Source organism: Micromonospora sp. NPDC049891 (assembly GCF_040660295.1).
GTDB lineage: Bacteria > Actinomycetota > Actinomycetes > Mycobacteriales > Micromonosporaceae > Micromonospora.
Genome location: NZ_JBFAML010000002.1, coordinates 65,475 through 84,748, shown reverse-complemented (window position 1 = coordinate 84,748; position 19,274 = coordinate 65,475). Strand labels below are relative to the sequence as shown.

At 70.8% G+C, this 19,274-nt stretch carries 19 protein-coding genes; 7 read left to right on the top strand and 12 right to left on the bottom strand.

Going from position 1 to position 19,274, the window contains the following annotated elements; all coding sequences use genetic code 11:
- Position 1: 1 nt before the first annotated feature.
- The 3 genes from AB0I71_RS03680 to AB0I71_RS03670 are packed head-to-tail and all read right to left on the bottom strand — an operon-like array spanning position 2 to position 3,619.
- Positions 2–919, bottom strand: coding sequence for an ABC transporter permease (locus AB0I71_RS03680; RefSeq protein ID WP_357581696.1), 918 nt, complete (start codon positions 917–919; stop codon positions 2–4).
- Positions 916–2,001, bottom strand: coding sequence for an ABC transporter permease (locus AB0I71_RS03675; protein ID WP_357581695.1), 1,086 nt, complete (start codon positions 1,999–2,001; stop codon positions 916–918). Before AB0I71_RS03675 ends, AB0I71_RS03680 begins: the two co-directional genes overlap by 4 nt.
- A gap of 10 nt (positions 2,002–2,011) precedes the next feature.
- A complete protein-coding gene (locus AB0I71_RS03670) occupies positions 2,012–3,619 on the bottom strand; it encodes an ABC transporter substrate-binding protein (RefSeq protein ID WP_357581694.1) in 1,608 nt (535 codons plus the stop codon).
- Between the two features lie 309 nt (positions 3,620–3,928).
- Here AB0I71_RS03670 and AB0I71_RS03665 point away from each other — a divergent pair, with 309 nt between their 5' ends.
- The 4 genes from AB0I71_RS03665 (at position 3,929) to AB0I71_RS03650 (ending at position 6,313) form a co-directional block, all read left to right on the top strand.
- Complete coding sequence (locus tag AB0I71_RS03665; RefSeq protein ID WP_357581693.1) at positions 3,929–4,465, top strand: cupin domain-containing protein; 537 nt, start codon at positions 3,929–3,931, stop codon at positions 4,463–4,465.
- A gap of 66 nt (positions 4,466–4,531) precedes the next feature.
- Positions 4,532–5,476: an acyltransferase domain-containing protein gene (locus AB0I71_RS03660; RefSeq protein ID WP_357581692.1), complete on the top strand. Its 945-nt coding sequence runs from the start codon at positions 4,532–4,534 to the stop codon at positions 5,474–5,476.
- Positions 5,477–5,491: 15 nt separating this feature from the next.
- Positions 5,492–5,866 carry a transposase gene (locus AB0I71_RS03655; RefSeq protein WP_357581691.1) on the top strand — a complete coding sequence of 125 codons (375 nt, stop codon included), beginning with the start codon at positions 5,492–5,494 and terminating at the stop codon, positions 5,864–5,866.
- Positions 5,867–5,905: 39 nt separating this feature from the next.
- Positions 5,906–6,313: a RidA family protein gene (locus tag AB0I71_RS03650; RefSeq protein WP_357581690.1), complete on the top strand. Its 408-nt coding sequence runs from the start codon at positions 5,906–5,908 to the stop codon at positions 6,311–6,313.
- On the opposite strand, the gene AB0I71_RS03645 is transcribed toward AB0I71_RS03650, so the two are convergent.
- Both AB0I71_RS03645 and AB0I71_RS03640 read right to left on the bottom strand, forming a co-directional pair.
- Positions 6,303–7,145 carry a DUF4184 family protein gene (locus AB0I71_RS03645; protein ID WP_357581689.1) on the bottom strand — a complete coding sequence of 281 codons (843 nt, stop codon included), beginning with the start codon at positions 7,143–7,145 and terminating at the stop codon, positions 6,303–6,305. The two genes, AB0I71_RS03650 and AB0I71_RS03645, sit on opposite strands and share 11 nt — an antisense overlap.
- 135 nt (positions 7,146–7,280) lie before the next feature.
- Positions 7,281–8,606: a cellulose binding domain-containing protein gene (locus AB0I71_RS03640; protein WP_357581688.1), complete on the bottom strand. Its 1,326-nt coding sequence runs from the start codon at positions 8,604–8,606 to the stop codon at positions 7,281–7,283.
- A gap of 548 nt (positions 8,607–9,154) precedes the next feature.
- On the opposite strand from AB0I71_RS03640, the gene AB0I71_RS03635 reads away from it, so the two are divergent.
- A complete protein-coding gene (locus AB0I71_RS03635; protein WP_357581687.1) occupies positions 9,155–11,035 on the top strand; it encodes a Xaa-Pro dipeptidyl-peptidase in 1,881 nt (626 codons plus the stop codon).
- 21 nt (positions 11,036–11,056) lie between these two features.
- Here AB0I71_RS03635 and AB0I71_RS03630 read toward each other — a convergent pair whose 3' ends face one another.
- Both AB0I71_RS03630 and AB0I71_RS03625 read right to left on the bottom strand, forming a co-directional pair.
- Positions 11,057–12,277 carry a low temperature requirement protein A gene (locus AB0I71_RS03630; RefSeq protein WP_357581686.1) on the bottom strand — a complete coding sequence of 407 codons (1,221 nt, stop codon included), beginning with the start codon at positions 12,275–12,277 and terminating at the stop codon, positions 11,057–11,059.
- Between the two features lie 55 nt (positions 12,278–12,332).
- Positions 12,333–12,857, bottom strand: coding sequence for an NUDIX domain-containing protein (locus AB0I71_RS03625; RefSeq protein ID WP_357581685.1), 525 nt, complete (start codon positions 12,855–12,857; stop codon positions 12,333–12,335).
- A gap of 204 nt (positions 12,858–13,061) precedes the next feature.
- Here AB0I71_RS03625 and AB0I71_RS03620 point away from each other — a divergent pair, with 204 nt between their 5' ends.
- Entirely contained in the window at positions 13,062–14,276 is a 1,215-nt protein-coding gene (locus AB0I71_RS03620) for a S8 family serine peptidase (RefSeq protein ID WP_357581684.1), read from the top strand.
- 84 nt (positions 14,277–14,360) lie between these two features.
- Here the strand turns inward: AB0I71_RS03620 and AB0I71_RS03615 are convergent, their stop codons facing one another.
- On the bottom strand, positions 14,361–15,056 hold the full coding sequence (locus AB0I71_RS03615; RefSeq protein ID WP_357581683.1) for a class I SAM-dependent methyltransferase: 696 nt from the start codon (positions 15,054–15,056) through the stop codon (positions 14,361–14,363).
- 97 nt (positions 15,057–15,153) lie between these two features.
- Between AB0I71_RS03615 and AB0I71_RS03610 the strand changes: the two genes are divergently transcribed.
- Positions 15,154–16,035 carry a TIGR03560 family F420-dependent LLM class oxidoreductase gene (locus tag AB0I71_RS03610; protein ID WP_357581682.1) on the top strand — a complete coding sequence of 294 codons (882 nt, stop codon included), beginning with the start codon at positions 15,154–15,156 and terminating at the stop codon, positions 16,033–16,035.
- Here the strand turns inward: AB0I71_RS03610 and AB0I71_RS03605 are convergent.
- From AB0I71_RS03605 to AB0I71_RS03590, 4 genes are all read right to left on the bottom strand, one after another.
- A complete protein-coding gene (locus tag AB0I71_RS03605; RefSeq protein ID WP_357581681.1) occupies positions 16,021–16,554 on the bottom strand; it encodes an AAA family ATPase in 534 nt (177 codons plus the stop codon). The two genes, AB0I71_RS03610 and AB0I71_RS03605, sit on opposite strands and share 15 nt — an antisense overlap.
- 102 nt (positions 16,555–16,656) lie before the next feature.
- Complete coding sequence (locus AB0I71_RS03600; RefSeq protein ID WP_357581680.1) at positions 16,657–17,538, bottom strand: hypothetical protein; 882 nt, start codon at positions 17,536–17,538, stop codon at positions 16,657–16,659.
- Positions 17,539–17,593: 55 nt separating this feature from the next.
- Positions 17,594–17,983, bottom strand: coding sequence for a hypothetical protein (locus tag AB0I71_RS03595; protein ID WP_357581679.1), 390 nt, complete (start codon positions 17,981–17,983; stop codon positions 17,594–17,596).
- A gap of 9 nt (positions 17,984–17,992) precedes the next feature.
- A complete protein-coding gene (locus tag AB0I71_RS03590) occupies positions 17,993–19,213 on the bottom strand; it encodes an MFS transporter (RefSeq protein WP_357581678.1) in 1,221 nt (406 codons plus the stop codon).
- Positions 19,214–19,274: the final 61 nt, after the last annotated feature.

The window sequence follows — 19,274 nt, the reverse complement described above, 5'->3', positions numbered from 1 at the left end:
CTCAGCGTCCCTTCGCGTAGCGGGGGTCGAGCCGGTCACGCAGCGCGTCGCCGAGCACGTTGAAGGCCATCACGACGGTGAGGATGGCCAGGCCCGGAAAGACGCTCACCCACCACATCGACAGGTCCTGGGAGCCGAGCGCGACCATCGAGCCCCACTCGGCCGCCGGTGGGCGAGGACCCAGTCCCAGGAACGAGAGCGCGGCGAGCAGCAGCACCGCGTTGCCGAGTTCCAGGGTGGCCAGCACGATCGCCGGGCCGATGCTGTTCGGCAGCACGTCGCGGCGCAGCGCCCGGACCGGTCCGACGCCGAGCAGTCGGGCGGCGTTGAGGTAGTCGTCGCCGCGCATGCTGAGTACGGCGCTGCGGATGACCCGGGCGTAGACCGGCCAGGAGACGATGACGAGCGCCAGCACCGCGTTGCGGGTGTTCGGGCCGAAGGCGGCGGTCACCGCCATGGCCAGGATGATCTGCGGGAAGGCGAAGACCAGGTCGGTGAGCCGCATCAGCGCCTCGTCGGCGAAGCGTCCCAGGTACCCGGCGATCAGTCCGAGCAGTCCGCCGATCAGCAGGGCCAGCGAGACGATGGCCAGGGCCAGCGGGATCGACAGCCGCGCGCCGTGGACGACCCGGCTGAAGATGTCCCGGCCGAGGGAGTCGGTGCCGAACCAGTGGGTCGCCGACGGTGCCGCGTAGGTGTCGACGCTCTGGGCGAGCGGGTCGTAGGGGGCGACGAGTGGGGCGAAGATCGCCACCAGCAGCCAGCCGCCGAGAATGGTCAGGGCCACCACGGCGATCGGCTGTCGCCAGACCGGCCGGCCGGTCGAGCCGCCGCGCAGCCGACCGAGCCAGCGGCGGCGGGTCAGCGCCCGGTCCACCTTCGGGTCGGGAGCCACCGGATCGGGTGCGATCATCGTCATGACAGGCGGATCCTCGGGTCGATGAGCCCGTACAGCAGGTCGACGGTCAGGTTGACAAGCGTGTAGACGAGCGCCACGAACAGGCTGACGCCGAGGATCGATGGCAGGTCGAGGGCGGTGGCGCTGCGGTAGGCGTACTGGCCGACGCCGGGCCAGCCGAAAATGCTCTCCACCAGCACCGTTCCGGACAACAGTGAGGCGAAGGCCAGGCCGGACACGGTGACCACCGGGACCAGTCCGGCGCGCAGCAGGTGCCGGCGTAGCACCACCCGGGTCGGCAGACCCTTGGCGTACGCGGCCCGGATGTAGTCCTGCTGGAGCACCTCCAGCATGGCGGAGCGGACGAAGCGCACCAGCAGCGCCACGGTGAGCGAGGTCAGCACCAGCACCGGCAGGGTGAGATGCTGCGCCGCGTCCCAGGCCACATCCCACTGACCGGCCAGCGCCGCGTCCACCGTGTACATCCCGGTGACGGTCGGCGGCGGGCTGAATCCGGTGGAGAGCCGTCCGCCGCTGGGGGCCAGACCGAGCTGGTAGAAGAAGACGTAGAGCACCACGAGGGATAGCCAGAACGGCGGGGTGGAGAGCCCGAGCAGGGCACCGACCCGGACGAACTGGTCGGTGAGCCGGCCGTTGCGGACGGCGGCGAGCATGCCGACCCCGGTGCCGATCAGCAACGCCAGCACCATGGTGGGGATGGCCAGTTCCATGGTCGCCGGCACGTACCGCACCAGGTCGTCCAGGACCGCCCGGCCGGTCTGCTGGGAGATGCCCAGGTCGCCGCGGAACAGGTTGCCCAGGTAGTGCAGGTACTGCTGCCACAGCGGCTGGTCCAGCCCCCACTTCTCGCGGAAGGCGGCCACCGTGGCCGGGTCGTTGAGCGCCTGGTCGGACAGGTTGGCGGTGACCGGGTCACCGGGTACCACGTTCACCAGTCCGAACGTCACCACGGTGACGCCCAGCAGCAGTCCGGCGGTGATCGCCAGCCGCTTGGCCAGGAAGGCCAGCAATGGGTGGGTGCGGCGGGGCCGGGACGCGGTCGTGGTGACCGCGCCCGGCTCGCCGTTGTGGACCGTCGTCATGGTGCTCCGACTACTTGCGGCCGACCGCGGCGACGTCGACCTGCCAACCGGCGGCGGAGTAGTCCGCACCGGTCAGGTCGGCGGTCGCCACCACCGTGGAGGAGTTGCTGGCCAGCACGATGTACGGGGAGGACTGGTTCATCAGGCGCTGCCACTCCTGCATGGCGGTGGCCCGGGCCGCGAGGTCGAGGGTCTCGGTGACCTTCTCGCCGGCGGCCACGATCGCCGGTTCGGCCCGCTCGACGGTCCAGCCCGACCGCAGCGCGGTGGCCTGGCCGGGTGCCATGTTGTTGATCAGCGAGTCGGCGACCGGGTAGTTCAGGCTCTGCGGGGTGAAGCCCAGGGGCGACTTACCACCGCGCATCTCGTCGAGGAAGGTGGTCAGCGGCTGTGGGTTCAGTTCCAGCGTGATGCCGGCCTCGGCGGCGTCACCCTGCACCTTGGTGGCCACGGTGCCCAGGTCCACGCCCTTGTAGGTGATGGCCGGGTAGTTGAACGTGACGGTCGGGTTGGTCAGTCCCGCCTCGGCGAGCAGCGCCTTCGCCTTCGCCACGTCCCGGGTGGACGCCTCGCTCTCGGGCAGGGTGCCGGGGAAGGCCGGCGCGACAAGTCCCGCGCCGGGGGCGGCGCCCTCGCCGTACAGGGCGGCGATGCCCTGGTAGTCGATGGCGGCGCGCAACGCCTGGTTGAACTTCGGGTTCGAGGTCACCGCCGACACGGCCGGGTCGGCGTTGAGGAAGAGGAAGTAGACGGTGTCCTGCACGCCGGAGGTCTGCAGGCTCGCCGGCAGACCGTCGAGCAGCTTGCCGGAGATGTCCAGTGAGATCTCGGCGCTCTCGGCGCGCTGCATCGTCAGTTTCTGGGTCTGTACGTCCATGTTGCGCAGCACCACCCGCTCGAACTGCGGCTTGTCACCCCAGTAGTTCGGGTTGGCCTCCAGTACCACCTGCGACTCCGGCTCATAGGACTTGAGCACGTACGGACCGCTGCCGATCGAGTTGGTGTCGAGGTACTGCTGGGCGGTGTCGCCCTGCGCGGCGTCCTCGCCGTCCTTCGCGCCGTTGTCCTGGGCGACCTTGGCGTTGAGCACGCCGGTGGACGGCATCGCCAGCACCACCGGCACGTTGGGGTTGGGCGTGGCCGACGTGACCACGACGGTGCTGTCGTCGGTCTTGCTGACGCTCAGCTCGCTCACGGTGACCGCCGGGCTGCCCTTGATGTTCTTCAGCCGGTTGAGCGAGAACACCACGTCGTCAGCGGTGAGCGGGCTGCCGTCGGAGAAGGTCACCCCGGAACGCAGCTTGAAGGTGAAGGTCTTCGCGTCCGCGGAGGTCTCGTACGACTCGGCCAGCGCTGGGACGGGTGTTCCGACGTCGGAGCCCTCGAAGGTGAGCAGAGTGTCGTAGAGGGCGTGCACGGCGGTCAGCCCCGTCGCTTCGTAGACGCGGCCGGGGTCGAGGGTCTTGAGCACGAACGACGTGTTGACGGTGAGGGTCGTGGCCGCGCCACCGTTCGCGTTGCCACCGCTGCCGCCGGCTGTGCAGGCGGTGGTGGAGATGATGGCCAGCGCCGCCAGAGCGAGTGCTCCGGCGCGGAGCCGGCGGGGGGACACCGACATGCTGTTCCTACCTTCGTATGGCGCGGCCCGCTGCGCGGGAACCGCGGGGCATCGACGTCCGGCGGCACCACCACCGGCCGGGCCCAGACGGCCAATGACGGTGTTCCGGGTTCTCGGGGGTGCGTCGGGTTCTCGGGGTGCGTCGTCGCAGGGTTGGATGTAGCCGGACTCGCGTTCGTCCGGTTCGTGTCTGGACGCGGCGTGTCTACCAGCACCGAACACTGCCGCAGTTTTGTTTGACCACCCTAAACACGGCCGTGTAGCTTGGTCAAACATTTTTAGCCACACTGTTATCGGATCGAGGTTCACATGCTCGGTGACCGGCTCCGCGTCCTGCGCCAGCAGCACTCCCTCACGCTGCGGCAGCTCGCCACAGCCGCCGACGTGTCACCCGCTCTGCTGAGTCAGATCGAGAACGGGGCGACCGACCCGAGCCTGGCCACCCTGCGCAAACTCGCCCAGGTGTTCGACACCTCGATCGCCGAGCTCTTCTCCGAACCCGAGGCGCCGGCGGTACACGTCAGCCGGTCGGGCAGCCGCAGCCTGCTCACCGCTCCCCCGGGCCAGATCACCTACGAGCGCCTCACCCCGGGTCGCGGTGATCTGGAGGTGCTCCAGGCCCATCTCGCCCCCGGCGACGCCAGTTCGGCCGAGCCGTGGGCGCACCCCTCCACCGAGTGCGCCATCGTCATCAGCGGCGAGGTGGTCGCCGACATCGGCGGCGAGGCGTACACCCTCGCCGCCGGCGAGGCCGTCACCTTCGACTCCCGCCTGGCTCACCTCTACCGCAATGCCAGCGACCAGCCGGCCCACCTGATCATCGCGGTCACCCCGCCCAACCCCTGAACAGGCTCCGGCACAGCGCGGGCCGGGCCTGTCGCGACTCCCGCACCTGTCGCTAGTGTCGTCCGCGTGAATCTGGACGACATCGCCGCCCGGCTCGGAGTTTCCGTCGAGGACGTCGACCGCGTGCACCGGCTCGCCGCCGACCGCCCGTCGGCACCGGTGCCCGCCAGAGCCGACGCGCCCGCGCTGCTCGACCGACTCGCGGTACGCCCGGACGACGCCGCCGAGATCATGGCGGGCTGGCCCGACCCCGACTCCACGCTGTGGACCCCGGAGCTGCGCTGGCTGCTCGACCGCTCGATCGCCCTGGTCCGCGCGGATCTCGGGGGCCACGAGTGGCTACCGCCCGGTCCGGCGCTGCCCCGCGAGCGGGGTCCCGCCTGGCGGCATCTCTACGTCTACGCCTACCTGGCCCTGGTCGACGTGGCCACGGGGTATCACCGCGACCACGGGATCCCCGACACCGTCTCCTGGGTCACCCTCGCGGACCTGGGTCGCAACCTTGCGATCGACAGGCGGATGAACCGCGAGGGTTGGCCGGTGATGCAGAGCTGGCTGACACTGCACGCCCGCGGCAGCGTCTACGAGCTGGGCCGGCTCCAGCACCATCGCGGCGGGACCGCCATCAGCCTGCACATCCCCGAATCTGGGCCGATGACCCCCGAGGCGATCGACGCGTCGCTCGACGAGGCCCGGGCGTTCTTCCCGCGCCACTTCCCGGACGAGCACTACACGGCCTTCGCCTGCGGCTCGTGGCTGCTCGACCCGCAGTTGCGGGAGTACCTGCCCGAGGACTCCAACATCGTCCGGTTCCAGCGCAGGTTCGAGTTGGAGCCCTACGAGGAGCCGGAAGGAATCGACGCCGACGTCGAGGTGCGGCGTTTCGTGTTCCGCAGCCTGACCACACCGCTCGACCAACTGCCGCGCCACACCGCGCTCCAGCGCGCGGTCGTCGACCACCTCAAGGCCGGTCGCCACTGGCAGTGGCGCAACGGCCGCTTCCCGATCTAGCCGGTTCACCGGCCGGTGGCGGGTCGGTGCAGTCTCGGCGAGTGCGCCGATCCGGCTTCGGCTCCCGACCCGCCGGTCCCGCGGCTGGTGTGGTTGTCACCCGGAGCGTCCGATCTGACTGATGCCGCGTGGGAGATCGTGGAGCCGACGCTGCCGTCGCCGCAGTGGATGGGCAAACCAGAGAAGGACTCCCGCCGGGCGGTCGTCGACGGCATCCTGTATGTGGTGCGGACCGGGCACGCGTGGCGGTACCTGCCGGTGGACTTCCCGCCCTGGCAGACCGCGTACTCCCACCTCCAACGCCTCAACAGGAAGGGCGTGACCGAGCGGATCCTCACCGAGCTGAGGGAACGGGTCCGCCTGGCCCACGACCGGCAGGCCGAGCTTTGAGGAGTCGCCGATCGGCGACTGTTTCGGAAGGAGCGCACCATGGCCGTCTCGTTCGTCAATCCCGAAGGACTACCGGCGACCGACCTGTACCGGCACGTCGCGGTCGCGACCGGCGCGAAGCAGGTCTTCATCGCCGGCCAGGTGGCCGTCGACGCGGACGGGGGCACGGTCGGCGCCGGAGACCTCGCCGCGCAGGTCGAGCAGTGCTACCTCAACGTCGCCAAGGCCCTGGCCGGGGTCGGTGGATCCTTCGGTGATGTGGTACGCCTCACCGTCTACCTCGTCGGCTGGACCCCGGACAAGATGACGCCGTTGATCGACGGCATCACCCGGGCCGCCGCGAAACTCGACGTCACTCCGGTCCCGCCGTTCACCGGGCTGGGCGTCAGCGCCCTCGCCGGCCCCGACTACCTCGTCGAGGTCGAGGCCACCGCCGTCATGGACTGAGAGCGCGTTTCACAGAGCTGTCAGTCGGGTGTGTCGAAGGTGCGGCATCGTTGACGGGTGGCGGGTGGCGGGTTCGCCTCGGGTGAGACGGCGGAGCATAAGACCGGGTCCGGACGGCGATGGCGCCGGCCAGCAGGGCCAGACCTACGACGTGCAGCGCCCGGACGATGGTCGCGGCGAGGGCGGTGGCACCGGGGAGCAGCGGCACGAGCGCCAGGCCGGCAGCGGTCACCAGCGCGGCAACGCTCCAGAACAGCGCCGGACGCCGACGTGGCGGTGCGACCCGACAGACACCGACCCTCGGCGCTTCCCGCCGGCCGAGGCGCGCGGCGAGCAGCACGGCACCCAATGCACCGACAAGGGTGCTCGTCAGGTCCGAGACCGTCCACCAGGCGACGTCCGTGACGCTCGACCAGTGGAGACCGAACACCATTCGAAGCCAGCCGTCGGTGTGGGTGAGCCAGTCCCAGCCGAGGTGGCTCGCCGCGCCGAGGAGCGCCGAGCTGATCGTGATCCACCAGCGATGCGGCCGCCGGGTCAGGGAGCCGTAGCCGCTCCAGCCGAACAATCGGTCGCCGGGCAGGTGAGCCAGGATGGTGCCGGCGCCGGCCCGGAAGATCGCCGCGTACGCCAGCGCCACCGGTAGGCACCACCAGAGCAAGGCCGGCCAGGAATGGGTGTCGGCGAAACCTCGTCCGGTTGGGCCGGTCGCCAGGTAGGCGACATCCGGCGACATCGCGCCGGTGCTCAGCGCCACGCCATCGAACCACCGTGGCCGCCACCACTTCAGCGCCAGCACCGGCGCGAGATGCGAGGGAAAGGTCAACGGCACGGGGCGGAGCATAGGGCTTGTCGTCCGCGCCGTCGTCGGCCCGCGACCGGCTCGGTACGACGGGTCGGCGGCGTCCGCACCGGCGGCGGCCGGGCGCGGACCCCGGGTGGGATCCGCGCCCGGACAACGTACGGATCAGCTGACGGTGCAGGCCGCGCCGTTGAGGGTGAAGGAACTCGGTCTGGCGGTGTTGCCGGTGTGGGTGGCCTGGAAGCCGATGCCGACCGACGCGTTCGGGGCGATGGTGCCGTTGTAGGAGACGTTCCGCGCGGTCACCTGCCCGGAGGTCGGTGAGTAGCTGGCGTTCCAGCCGCCGGTGATGGTCTGCCCGCTGGGCAGCGTGAAGACCAGCGACCAGCCGTTGATCGTGGAACTGCCGGTGTTGGTGATGGTGATCTGCTCGGTCAGGCCGTTGTTCCAGGCGTTGACCTCGGCGGTGACCCGGCACGCCCCACCACCGGGCGGCGGCGTGGTCGGGCTCGGGGGCGGGGTGGTCGGGCTCGGCGGCGGGGTGGTCGGGTTCGGCGGCGGCGTGGTGCCGCCGAACTGGGTGAAGAAGCGCCAGGTCTCGCCCGGCAGCCAGGTCCGGGAGCCACTGTCACCGGGAGCGCCGTCCTGCGGTGCGGCGATGTGTCCCTCGTCGAACGCCGCCCAGACCACCGGGTAGCCGGACGCGCAGCCGGAGTAGGTGGTGCTGCGGTGGGTGAGGCTGCCCTGCGACGGTTCCGGCGGGTTCTGCGCGGTGCATCCGTTGTTGCGAACGAACCGGTCCCGCAGCGACCGTCCGTTGGAGATGTTCAGGACGCTGTCGCGGATACCGTGCGCCCCGAAGTAGGCGACCGGCTGGGTGCCGCCGCTGCATCCACTCAGCTGCGCACCACCGTAGACGGCGACGGCGCGGAAGATGTTCGGCCGGGCACAGGCGACCGCGTAACTCATCGCACCGCCGTAGCTGAACCCGAGCGCGAAGCGCTGCGTGGTCTCGACACAGAGGTCACCCTCGATCTGCCGGAGCATGTCGTCGACGAAGGTGACGTCCTCGCCGCCGGAGTTGGCCCAGCCGCTGTTGAGTCCCTGCGGCGCGACGAAGATGGTGCTGTTGTTCGACAGGGGCAGCAGCCCGTAGTAGGCCCAGGTATCGCGCTGCACGGTCTGGCCGGTGGCGACGTCGGTCGCCGAGCCGTTGAGCCAGTGGAACCCGAACACCAGTCGGTACGGGTTGTTGTTGTTGTAGTTGTCCGGCACCCGCAGGATGTAGCTGCGGTTCTTGCCGCCGCTCTGGATGGTGTGCGTACCGCTGCGCAGCGTGGGTGCCTTGCCGCAGCCGGCGGTGGCGGCCAGGATGCCGGACTGGGCGGCCGGGACGCTGCCGGGGTTTGCGCTCAGTGCCGTGCCGGCGGCGGCCAGCACCATCAGGGCCGCGAGCGCGACAGGCCCGAAGATCGATCTACGCCTGGACATCGTGTACTCCATTCCGCGCCCGCTGTGGACGCGCGGCGGTGCGGCGCATCGCGGTGTTGGCATCGCCGGGAACGGCCGGCGTACCGCAGGGATGCGCCTGGATACGGTGCGACACCGGTCCGGGCTGTCAGGTCAGGTGGGTGGCCCGGAGCGGCGATTGTCGACGTGTGCCACGGCTCCCGCGACGTACCGTCAGCCGCCCTGGACCGGCGGCTGACCCGTCCCGCACGGGGCCCGCAGTGCCCGTCAGCCGGCGCAACGCGCCGCGGCTCGCCCGGTCACCGACCGAGCGGGGGACGTCGGAGCGTGCCCTTCGCTCCTGCCTCCGCAACGTAACCTGTGAGCGATAACATCGCAAGATGTAAATGTCTTGATTTTGCTCCGGGTCGACGCCGTCGATCGGTACGACCCACGCGGCCGGACCGAGCCATCGGCGGACGGGGCCGCCGGCCGGAACCGAGCGGTCACCGCTCCGACGCCGCACGACATAGCATGTGGTCGATGGTCGCCATCCCCCTGGCGGACACCGGCACCGAAGGGAGACGCCCGTGCGTCGGTCCCCCCACCTGCTTGCACTGCTCGGCGTCGGTCTGGCCGGCGCGTTGACGCTGACCGCAGCTCCGGCGGCGGCGCGACCCACGCCCACCGCCACACCCGGCATCGTGGTCGTCGACGGCATGACCCAACCGGTGTTCTCGCTCGCCGACGCGATCGAGGAACGGGTGTATGTGCAGACCACGGTGGACACCGACCACGACGGCCGCCTCGACCGGGTGGCGATCGACATATCCCGACCCCGGGAGACCGCCACCGAGGGCTTCAAGGTGCCGGTGATCTTCGAGCACAGCCCGTACCGCAAGGACGTCTGGTCCGACGTGCCGTACCCGAGCGTGCTGGTGGACGAGCTGCCGCAGAACGGCGTCGGTCGCCGGTCCGGCCAGCGGACGTCCGACGTGACGGTGCAGCGGGCGACGGCGAAGGCCAACCTGCCCGGCTCGCTGGACGACTACTACGTGCCCCGGGGATACGCGGTCGTGCTCGGGCAGAGCGTCGGCACCGGCGATTCCGACGGCTGCCCGACCAGCGGTGACCAGGCCGAGACGCTCGGCACCCGGGCGGTGATCGACTGGCTGAACGGGCGGGCGAAGGGATACGACGCGGCCGGCGCGCCGGTCACCGCCGACTGGACCACCGGGGCCGTCGGCATGACCGGCGTCTCCTACAACGGCACGCTGCCCAACCAGGTGGCCGCCACCGGCGTCCCGGGACTTCGGACCATCGTGCCGGTGGCCGCCATCAGCAGCTGGTACGACTACTACCGGGCCAACGGCCTGGTGGTGGCGCCCGGGACGTACCAGGGTGAGGACACCGACGTGCTGGCCGGGTTCACCGCCGGCCAGACCCGGGCCGAGGGGCGCTGCGCCGACGAGATCGCCGAGCTGACCGCCCGGCAGGACCGGGTCACCGGCGACTACTCGGCGTTCTGGCGAGACCGGGACCACCGCGACGCCCGGAAGGTACGGGCCAGCGTGCTCGTCGTCCACGGCCTCAACGACTGGAACGTGAAGACCGAGCACTTCGCCGGCTGGTGGGACGAGTTGACCCGACACCACGTACCGCGCCGGATCTGGCTGCACCAGGGCGGGCACGGCGGCCCGGGCAACACGGCCTCGGTGACCCTGCCCGACGGCCGCACCTGGACCTGGAAGCAGACCGAGAACCGCTGGTTCGACCACTGGCTGTGGCAGGTGCCCAACGGGATCATGGACGAGCCGACCGCCGTGGTGCAGCGCGAGGACCGTTCCTACGCGACGTACGCCAACTGGCCCGACCCGGCCAGCCGAGAGGTGTCGCTGCGGCTGGCAGCCACCGACGCCACCCCGGTCGGCGCGCTCACCTCCGCCCGGGCGCCGAATCGCGCCGTCGAACACCGCTTCGTCGACGAGGGTCGCACCATCCACCCGGACACCCTGGTCGCCGATCCGGGCACACCCAGTCCCCACCGGTTGGCCTACCTTTCCCCCACGCTGACCCGGGACGTCCGCGTATCCGGCCGTCCGGAGCTACGACTACGGCTGGCGATCGACAACAAGCCGGACGCGAATCTCTCCGCGTACCTGGTCGACTACGGGCCGGCCGGCTCCACCGCCGCACCGACAGTGGTGACCCGGGGCTGGACGGACCCCCAGAACCGCCGCAGTGCGTCGCGCACCGACCCGCTGCGCCAGGGCAGCCTGTACGACCTGCGGTGGACCCTGGAGCCCAAGGACCACGTCTTCCCGGCGGGCCACCGAATCGGTCTGGTGATCTTCTCCAGCGACCAGGAGTACACCCTGCTGCCGCTGGGTGGCACCCGGTTGCGGGTCGCGCCGCACCGCAGCGAGTTGCGCCTGCCGGTGGTCGGCGGGAGGACCGCCCTCGGCTTCTGACCCCGATGCGCGGGCCCGGGCTCAGCGCGCCCCCGGGTCGCGCCGCGCGGTGGCGGGAGGGCTGGAGCCACGGCCGGCACCGAAGACCCGCTCGTAGCCGACGAGCACGACGAGGAAGGCGGCGAGCAGGCCGAGGGCGACCAGGCCGGGCAGGTACCGCCCGGCCGGCAGCAGCGCCAACGCCACCACGGGCGCGAGCAGCTGCGCCGGGGTCACCGATCGCACGCTGAGCCCACGGAACAGAACCTCGCCCGCGAGATACAGGGCGACCCCGCCGAACAGCGCGGCGGCCGGGGTCCAGGCCAGGCTCGACCCGGCGGCGTCCCAGGGCTCGTGATGTGCCAGGGGGGCGATCACCTCATGGACCCCGAGCGCCAGGTAGATCGTTCCGGCGATCAACGCGAAATGGCCGCCGCTGTAGGCATTGGCGGCGAGCCGGTCCCGGCGCGGCCCCTGCTCGGTCATCAGCGCCTCTCCCGCCGCCACCGAGTTCAGCATGTACAGCCGGAACAGGCAGACCGTGACGACGAGCGTGAGCAGCATGGCCAGCAGGGTCGGCCCATTGATCATCTCAGAGCCGATGCCGGCGCCGACCGAGATCAGCGTCTCGCCGAGCGCGATGATCACCACGAGGGCGTGCCGTTCGGTGAAGTGCTCCGAACTGCGCAGCGGCCACCCGCTCAACATGGAGGCGATAAGTCCGCCGGCGAAGTCGACGGCGACCGCCGCCGTCCAGAGCAGCAACTGCGCGCGACCGCCGAACACGGCACCGAGGACGAGCGGGATCCAGGACAGCGCGGTGGTCGCGGTGTAGATGCGGAGCGTACGGTGCAGCCGCCGGTCGCCCTCAGCCGCGCGGCGATAGAGGGCCAGGTGGACCACCCGCACCACGAGGTACGACAGCACCAGGATCAGGCGCGGGCCGGGGCCCAACTCCCAGACGTTCGGGATCACCACGGCGATGAGGAAGATCGGGCCCATGACAGCGGTGGTGCCGGCCCGGATCAGCCCGATGTCGGCGCGGGCCTGGTTACCCAGCCAGGCGTAGATCAGCCAGGAGATCCACAGCAGCAGCAGGACGACCAGGCCCTTGAGCAGGGTCAGTGGCGAGGCCTGGCCAGCCATGTAGGCGGTGATCCGGGTGAGGGCGAAGACGAACACCAGATCGAAGAAGATCTCGTACCGCGTCGTCCGGTGCCTCTCCGTGGTCACCTCTACGCGCCCGCGGAGAAACAGCCCCATGGGCCCATCTTCACCGCTGCGGCCGTCGCAGTCGTGACGATTGGTCAAGCTCGACCTAGCGTGGCACCTGCCGCAGGTAGTGGTCGAGGGTGACCCGCCCGTCGGGGACGAAGGACCAGCCCGGATCGGCGAGCCGGTCGACCAGCTCGGCCAGGTCGAGCCACCAGCCGTCGGCGACCTCGCTGGCTTGATGCACCACCGGACCGCACCGGTGCCGCTCATAGCGGGCCTCGAAGACGTACGCGAGGTAGCTGGTGCGCGTGTCGGCGTACCAGTACCGCAGGCAGGGCTGAATCTCGCAGTTCGTGACGCCCAGTTCCTCGGTGAGTTCCCGGGCCGCCGCCTCGGCCGGGTCCTCGCCGGCCAGCACCACACCTCCGGCGAAGGCGTCGTGCATGCCCGGGTAGACGTCCTTCGTGTCGGTACGGCGATGGACGTAGACCCGGTCCCGCTCGTCACGTAGCAACACCGCCGTGGCGGCGTGCGGCAGGTTGCCGGCGCGTACGGCACTGCGTGGGGCGGCACCGGTGACGGTTCCCGAGGTGTCACCCGCCAGGTACAGGGCCACGAGTTCGTCCATCTGCCCACCGTAACGCCGGTCGGGTCCGTCACGTCCGCCGCGTCTCGAGCGTCCCGGGCCCGCCGTCACGCCGTGCCGGACCACGAGCGGAACGGGGAACGAACTTGTTACATTCCCATACTTATATTTTCTCGTTGATCTATATAACCTCCGTTCAGCGTTTTTGATCATCCCTGCCGGATGGTCCGCTGTTGAGGAGGCTCCGTGTCACAAGCACGCCTACCGCGCCTGCGGCGCGCCACGATCGCCGCCGGCATCACCACGGCGGCAGTCGCCGCCACCCTGGTCGCGCTGCCGCAACCCGCGATGGCCGCGGGCGGACCCTATCGGGCCGCAGCCCTGCCGATCACCACCCCCCGAGCGGCCGGCGACGTCGCGGTCATCTCCGGGGCGTACGTCGTCACGATGAAGCCCGGGACCGACGCGACAGTCCCGGCACGGGCCCTGAAGGCGACCCCCACCGCCTACTTCGAGCGAGCGGTGAACGGATTCGCCGCCCGGCTCACCACCGCCCAGGTCACCGAGCTGGCGCACAACGCCAACGTGCTGAGCATCGAGCGCGACGTGCTCCAGCACGACGTGGTCGACGCCACCCAGAGCAACCCGCCGTCCTGGGGCCTCGACCGGATCGACCAGACCAGCCGACCACTGTCGAGCAGCTACACCTACAACTCGACAGGTACCGGGGTGCACGCGTACATCATCGACAGCGGCATCCAGGCCAACCATCCGGACTTCGGCGGGCGGGCCCAGTTCGCCCACAACGCCATCGACAGCAACAACACCGACTGCAACGGCCACGGCACGCACGTGGCCGGCACCATCGGCGGCACCAGCCACGGCGTCGCCAAGAACGTCCGGCTGTACGGCGTGAAGTGGCTCAACTGCTCGGGCGGCGGCACCCTCTCCGCCGCCGTCGGTGCCGTCGACTGGGTGACCCGCAACGCCAACAAGCCGGCGGTGGCGAACGCCTCCTGGAACTACACCTACAGCTCCACGCTGGCCACCGCGCTGACGAACATGATGAACAGCGGGGTCTTCCTGGCCGCCTCCGCCGGCAACACCGGCGGCAACTCGTGCGACCGACTCCCCCGCAACCTCTCCGCCGCGCTGGTCGTGGCCGCGACCACCAACACCGACGCGCGGGCCAGCTACTCGTCCACCGGATCGTGCGTCGACATCTACGCTCCCGGGTCGGCGATCGTGTCGACCTACCCCACCTCGACGACGTCCAGCCTGAACGGCACCTCGATGGCCACCCCGCACGCCGCCGGCACCGCCGCGCTCTACAAGGCGACCTACGGCGATGCCAGCCAGGCCACGGTGCACAACTGGATCGTGGCGAACGGGGTCAGCGGGGTGATCACCGGCAGCCTCTCCGGCACCCCGAACCTGCTGCTCAACAAGCGCAACCTCTAGCGCCTTACGGCGATCCCTGATCGGAACCGTCCCGGACGCGGCAGCGGTCCCCTGCCGCGTCCGGGACAGGTTCGCACCCCGGCCTCACGGTTTGAGCAGTCGGAACGCGATGAAACCCGGCGAGTGGACCAGCCGGTCGTGGGCCTCGGGATGACGGGTTGCCATGGTCCCGGCCGGCTGCGGCTCGACCAGCCGTTCGATGAGGAATCCCGCGTCGGTGAACTCCCGGCACCACGCCTGAAGCGGCTGCCGCCAGTAGCGCACCCGCCACCGCGTCTGCCAGGTCTCCTCCACCCGCATCCGGTCGAAATAGCCGCCCCCGGTGAGCAGCCAGTCGCAGGTCGGGTGAGTGGTCGAGACGACCAGGTGACCGCCCGGGCGGAGCACGCGGTGCAGCTCGGACAGCGCCGCGGGCCGATCCTCGACGTGGTGGATCACGAGGGCCATGAGAACGATGTCCTGCGTCGCGTCCGGCAACCAGGTCAGCGGCCGCTCAAGGTCCCACACCCGCACGTCCGCCCGCCCACCCAGGCGCCTCCTGGCCAGCCTCACCATCTCCGGACTGGCGTCGAACGCCGTGACGGCGGCACCCCGGGCGAGCAGTTCCTCCGCGTACAGGCCCGGCCCGCAGCCGGCGTCCAACAGCCGTACTCCGGTGACGTCGCCGAGCAGATCGAGCACCGCAGGTCGGTCGTAGTGGGCGTTGTAGGCGCTATCGCGGGCGTGTGCCTCGAACTCGGCCGCGAACGGCTCGTACATCGGCTGGCCTCGGTGGTTCACCGGACGATGGTGTCACGAGGCCCGTTGCCGCACAGGTACGTCGCCCGCCACTGCCGCCGTACGCTGGGTGGTCGACGACCGACGGGGAGGACAGGCGATGAGGCTGGGCCTGCACTACTGGAACTTCTCCACACCGGACGCGCCGTCGGAGATCGCTCCGACGCTGGCACGGACCGCCGAGATCGCCGAGGAGGCCGGATTCTCGGCGTTCACGGTCATGGACCACTACTTCCAGATGGAGGGCATGGCGTCGGCCGAGGAGCCGATGCTGGAGGCGTACACGACGCTGGGCTACCTGGCGGCCCGCACCGAACGGATGACCCTCGGGGTCCTGGTCACCGGCGTGATGTACCGGTATCCGGGCCTGCTCGCCAAGATTGTCACCACGCTCGACGTGCTCTCCGGCGGGCGCGCCCGGCTCGGCATCGGCGCCTCGTGGTACGAGCGGGAGCAGCGCGGCCTCGGTGTGCCTGTCGTCCCCGTGGCGGAACGCTTCGAGCGTCTCGACGAGACGCTGCGGATCTGCCGGCAGATGTGGAGCGACGACAACGGCCGCTTCGACGGCCGGCACTACCAGCTGACCGAGACGCTGAACGTCCCGGCGCCGATCAGCCGGCCGCATCCGCCCATCATGATCGGCGGTGGCGGGGAGAAGAAGACCCTGCGGCTGGTGGCCCGCCACGCCGACCTGTGCAACCTCTTCGGCACAAGTCCGGCCGAGGTGGCGCGCAAACTCGACGTGCTGCGGGAGCACTGCGCCGCCGAGGGGCGTGACTACGACAGCGTCGCCAAGACCGTACTGGTCACCCGTCCGCCGCTGGACGACGTCGACGCGTTCGTCGCCGAGGTGGCCGAGTACGCGGCCCTCGGGGTGACCGAGGTGCAGACGATGCCCGACCGGCACCCGGTCGAGTTCGCCGAACGGCTGGCCGAGCGGCGGGTGGTCAACCGGCTGGCCGACCTCTCACCGGGGCGGTAGTCCGGCCAGCCAGCGTTCCAGGGCCTGCGGAGAATCGAGCAGCAGCACCGGCGGCCCGCTCGGATCGGCGTGCCAGGCCCGCAGCCGACGCCGTTCCCGGCCGAACTCGGTCACGTGCCACATCAGGACCGACTCGGTGGACAGCACGCTGCCCAGCGACTCACGGTTGCCGTTGCAGATCTCCTCGCCCGTCGACAGCCGGCGCAGCGTGCGCCGCAGCAACCACCGGAAGGACAACCCGCGCGGGTAGTCCAGGCCGACTACCAGGTCCGCGCGGGCCAACGGCACGTCCCGCCAACCGTGGTAGGCCCCGTCGAGGATCCAGCGGTCCCGACGGCAGATCGCCTCGATCCGGCTGCGTTGCCGCGCCACCGGCACCTCGACCCAGTTGGGTTCCCAGAGCAGGTCGTCGACCGGGTACCAGGGCAGCCCGAGCCGCTCGGACAGGCGCTGCGCAAGAGTCGACTTGCCGGAGCCGTGGACCCCGTAGACCAGGACGCGAGACAGCCTCTTGCTCATCGCGCGGCAGCCTAACCGGCCGGCACCAGCGGGCTGGCCGCCACCACCGGGCCCGCCGGAGGCGTCCGGTGGTGGCCGGTGACCGACCGCCCGGATCCGGGCTCAGCGGTTGGTGGCCAGGTCGCCGCAGTCGGTCTCGTCCGGCAGCAGCGGCCGCAGGGTCACCGTCCACCGCTTGCCGGCCGAGGCCCACGGGGTCGCCGCGTTCGCCGCCGCCGCGGCGTCGAGCACCTGCTGCGCCTCGTCACCGGTCACCGTGACACAGCCCAGCCCCACGCCCTCGCCGAGATCGGCACCGGGCAGCGCCGGCCCGGGCCAGACCACCTCGGGCTGCTGGCCGGCCTCGGAGTTGGCGACCCAGGGCTCCGCGACGGCCGCGACGGCGGTCGGCGCGTACGGCTGCTGGTCCGCCTGCGCGGCGCCGAGCGGACCGGACTCGGCGGTCAGCGACTCGGCGAACGTGCGCAGCTTGTCCCGGCCCGCCCGCTGGTCGGCGGTGAGGCCGGTCTCCACGCCGCCGGACTCGGCGAGGGCGTACACCTCGAACTCCTCGACCCCGTTGTCACCGAGAATGGTGAAGCGGGTCGAGGGGGCGTCGGAAACCGGTGGCGTGCCCAGGTCCGCCGCGCCGCCCACCCCTGCGGCTCGGGCCGCCTTGACCAGCTCGTCCACCTCAGCGGCGCTGATCGTGCCCACCTGAAGGTTGGGCAGCGCCGGGCCGGGATAGATCATCGGCACCGGCCCCGGCGTGATCACCCGACCGTCACCGTAGACACTTATCGCGGGTAGCCGGGTGGCCAGCATGGCCGGCGTGACGAAACCGCCTGTGTGGTCCATCCGGAACACCACAGTTTCGACGGAGTAGGACCGCTCGGGTGCGTCCTCCCCGCCCGATACGACGCCGCCGGCCTGCTGGCCACAGGCCGCGGACGTCAGCAACAGCAGGGGGACGACCGCCAGTCGTCCGCTTCGACGAATGCTCATGCCGATCGGACGTGGCAGGATCCGGATCGGTTGCATCCCACCGCCATCCGAACGGTCAGCCCGCCAGGGCGACCATCACTGACGCGGCCAGGACGAGACCGACGAACGCGGCGAGGGTGCCCGCCACCGCAGCGGAGCGGAACCGTGCCGCAGCGCCGATCCCGAGCGCGATAAGCGAAACCAGGAAGCTCCCCGCGAGCAGCGGCAGGCCGTAGAAGATCGCCAGCAGCAGTGCCCCGTCACGGGGAGCCGGGGTGCAGCCGAAGCCGATCCCCTCGCACGAGCCGTCGGTGTTCTCCGTCGGGAGCATGGCGATCCAGAGAGCGAAGCCGACCAGGACGACGGCGTACCAGCCGACCAGAACCGCGGCCGCCCGTCCTACCGGCGGGGCACCGGTGCGCGGCCGCACGGGCGGGGGAACATCGGAGCTCATCTCGCCCGGCATGCCCGAACGCTACCGCCGGCTGCGGATCGCGGCCTGAGTCGGCGTACTCAGCCGACCCACCACCACCGCCCGCCGGGTGAGCCGTAGTCCCCGAGTGAGCACCAGCGTCGTGACCAGCGACAGCCCCGCCATCACGGCCACCGCCCGGTGAGTCGGCAGCAGGTCGGCGACCGTACCGGCCAGGGCCGCGAACACCGCCTGTCCGGCCAGCATGCCGTTCTGTTGCAGGCCCAGCACCTGGCCCCGGGCGCGCGGCGGGGAACAGGCGATCAGCCGCTCCTGCAACGGCAACGAGACCGCGAACCCGACCGAGGCGACAAGCGCGAGGAGCATCGCCAGGGGCAGCCCCGGATGGATCAGGAAGACCAGGTAGGGCACCGGAAGCAGCACCCGCAGCGGCAGCACGCACCGCTGCCGCGCGGCGGCCGGCAGGAACCGTCCGACAAGCACGTCACCGGCGAGCATGCCGAGGGCACCGGCGGCGAAGAGGAATCCGGCCCGGTCGCCCGCGTACGGCAGGAACAGCGCCTCGCAGCCGACGATCAGCCCGTTGGGCAGCCACAGGTTCAGGTAGAGCGATCGGCGTCCCGGATCCGCCCACAGCTCCCGGTTGACCCGCATGGTGCGGGCCGTCGAGGTCCGCTCCCCGGCCCGCGCCGGCCGCTCCCGCAGCCCGAACCAGGTCACCGCCACGGCCAGCGCGCGCAGCGCGGCGGCCACCAGGAACACCTGGTACGGGCTCAGCCAGACCAGCAGCAACCCGCCCGCCCCGAAGCCGGCGATCTGCATGACTCCGACGCTGACGTTCATCGTGGACCGGCCCAGCACGTACGCCTCGGCCGGCAGGATGTCGTTGATCAGCGCCCAGCGAGCACCACCGGTTACCGATCCGACGTACGCCACGAGCAGGATCAGCGCGAAGCGTACCGACAGCGGCAGACCGGGAACGGCCTGAAGCACCGCGCCGGCCAGGCCGACGAGCGCGGCAATGGTCAACGCCCGGCGCGGCGGCAGGCTGTCGGCCGCGGAGAGCAGGGTCAGGCTGCCGAGCACGCTGGCCAGCGGTGCGCCGAACATGCTCAGCGCGGTGAGCAGCGCCGAACCGGTCATGGCGTAGGTAAGTGAGCCGAGGGCCAGCGACGACGTGGTGTGCGCCGCGATGGCAGCGCAGTTGGCCACGAAGAGATTGCGGAATTCGGTCACGGCGAACAGTTCCGAGTACGTCCTCACGTCGACGATCGTCGGGCTGTCGACGCGGACGGCGTAGAGTTACGGCTGGGGGCGAAACGTG